Annotated in this window: 1 protein-coding gene; it reads left to right on the top strand. The window is 42.4% G+C overall.

Annotation, left to right across the window (positions count from 1 at the left end; genetic code table 11):
* The coding region (locus Q0954_RS34175) for a four helix bundle protein (RefSeq protein WP_299466637.1) at positions 1 to 141 on the top strand (141 nt) is incomplete at its 5' end.
* Positions 142 to 778: the final 637 nt, after the last annotated feature.

The raw sequence follows: 778 nt of genomic DNA, 5'->3' as shown, positions 1-778 counted from the left end.
GCGCGTGAGACTCACTACTGGATTCGTCTATTAGGTGATAGTCATTATCTCCCGCCCAACTTACGCAACTCGTTGCTCAATGACTGCGATGAATTACTCAAAATTATGGGAAGCATTCAAAAAACTATGAAGAAGAAATAGGGGTAATTATGGGTTGGTCAAGGTATTTTAATTACGAGTTTGGCAAAGCCCTTTTAATTACGAATTGTTCAATTACGAATTACGAATTGGGCAAAGCCATTTGAATATTAGTCCATAGTTAGTAGTTGGTAGACCATAGTCGCTTCGCGCTCATTCGTAATTCTCTCATTCGTAATTGAATATTAGTCCATAGTTAGTAGTTGGTAGACCATAGTCGCTTCGCGCTCATTCGTATATTAGTCCGGAGTTAGTAGTCTGTAGACCATAGTCGCTTCGCGCTCATTCGTATATTAGTCCGGAGTTAGTAGTCTGTAGACCATAGTGGCTTCGCGCTCATTCGTATATTAGTCCGGAGTTGGTAGTCTGTAGACCGTAGTTGCTTCGCGTTCATTCGTAATTCGTAATTGACCCATTCGTAATTGAATATTAGTCCGGAGTTGGTAGTCTGTAGACCGTAGTTGCTTCGCGTTCATTCGTATATTAGTCCGGAGTTGGTAGTCGGTAGACCATAGTGGCTTTGCGACCATTCGTAATTCGTAATTCCCTCATTCGTAATTGAGTATTAGTCCGGAGTTAGTAGTCGGTAGCCCCCACAGGCATTGCCTGATCTTCAGGCAACTACCTGATCTAGCGTTTA

This window comes from uncultured Microscilla sp., from assembly GCF_947493425.1.
Lineage (GTDB): Bacteria > Bacteroidota > Bacteroidia > Cytophagales > Microscillaceae > Microscilla.
This window is presented reverse-complemented; position numbering and strand designations above follow the sequence as displayed.